Below are 1,689 nucleotides of genomic sequence, written 5' to 3' on the forward strand. Positions count from 1 at the left end.
GGCGAAGATCGCAGAAATTAAAGCTAAGTTTGGACTGAAAGGATCGATGAAATAGAGCTAAAATATTAGCTTTAAAATAAAGTATATCTAGCGAATATAATCCAGGACTGGTTGTAATGCCCGCAATAATTGATTGCGTGAGTAATAAAATTTTTCTTCCATTGTAATCATTTAACCATAAAGTTTATGTGGATATTTTATTTGTGTGTTGATTTTTTTGTAACGTTCTGTATATTTCGCACCTCTTGTCATACCAGTTATTTTTTTCATTATATTCATAACGTTGATTGAACTATGACCACTGTGAATAAAAAGTTAAAAAAAACTGCATCTGGCGCGATTACATGGTCAGTAATTGTTACCCAGATATTATCTCCAGTTTCTCTTTCTTTGATTCCGGCAAACAGTTTTGCATCGTCTGATAATAAAGATGTTACGCAAATTTATGCTAGCGATGAGCGTGCAAATAAAGTGGCCTCATTTGCAGTAAGTGCAGGTCAGAGTCTGGCGAATAATAATGCAAGTAGTTTTGCTGTAAATACTTTATCAACTCAGGCGACAAAAGAGGTCGTCGATTGGTTGCAACAATATGGCAATGCGCGCATCAAGCTTAATGTCGATGATTCTTTTTCCTTGAAGGATTCATCATTCGACTTTTTATATCCATGGCTGGATACTCAGGATTATGTGCTATTCAGTCAGACATCACTACATCGTACTGATGACCGTAATCAGACCAATATTGGTTTGGGGATTCGTCATTTCACTCCTGATAATGCAATGTTGGGTGCGAATGTTTTCTACGATTATGATTTAAGTCGCAGCCACTCTCGCGCAGGTTTTGGGGTTGAGTACTGGAGAGATTATTTCAGGTTTGGTGTAAATACCTATTTTGGTTTATCTGACTGGAAGGACAGTCGGGATATTGATGATTATCTGGAAAGACCCGCAAATGGCTGGGATTTTTCTGCTGAAGGATGGCTACCTGCTTATCCGCAATTAGGGGCATCTATTCAGTTTGAAAAATATTATGGTAAAAATGTCGGATTATTTGGAAGCGATAATCTGCAGGAAAACCCTTACGCAGTTACTGGGGGAATTTCTTATACACCAGTTCCTCTGATTAAGTTTTCTGCACAGCATAAGCAAGGACAGAGCAACGTTCACGATACAACCTTTGGTGTTGAGTTTAATTACCGCCCAGGCGTTTCCCTTGCTGAACAGCTTAGCAGTGACAATGTTGCAGTTATGCGAGAAGTCCAGAACCGGCGTTATGATTTTGTTGAACGAAATAACAACATTGTTCTGGAGTACAAGAAGAAGCATGCACTGAAAATCAGCTTACCAGAGTCTGTTCAGGGGGATGGCGAATCAATCATCCCTGTAACACTGACAATCAACAATGCCAGTGGTGGTATCAAGTCTGTACAGTGGAATGATAGTGTATTCACTGCGGCTGGCGGTAAGATCAGTGGAAATGGCACATCATGGCAGGTCACTTTACCGGCTTATAAAAGCGAAGGTGTAAATTCGTGGAATGTTGGAGCCACGGTCCAGGATAATAGAGGCAACGTTTCCAACTATGCGGTGATGAATATTAGCGTTATTAATAGTGGTGTCTCGACAGCGGATTCTTCTTTTATGTTGGATGGAGATTCATCTCCGACGATCTCTGCTGATGGTCAATCC

At 40.0% G+C, this 1,689-nt stretch carries 1 protein-coding gene; it reads left to right on the forward strand.

Annotated elements, in window-relative coordinates; translation table 11 throughout:
* Positions 1 to 294 precede the first annotated feature (294 nt).
* A partial coding sequence (locus tag EQY_RS0122175) for an inverse autotransporter beta domain-containing protein (protein WP_000214364.1) occupies positions 295 to 1,689 on the forward strand: 1,395 nt, incomplete at its 3' end.

The sequence above is a fragment of the Escherichia sp. TW14182 genome (genome assembly GCF_000208525.1).
GTDB classification, from domain to species: domain Bacteria; phylum Pseudomonadota; class Gammaproteobacteria; order Enterobacterales; family Enterobacteriaceae; genus Escherichia; species Escherichia ruysiae.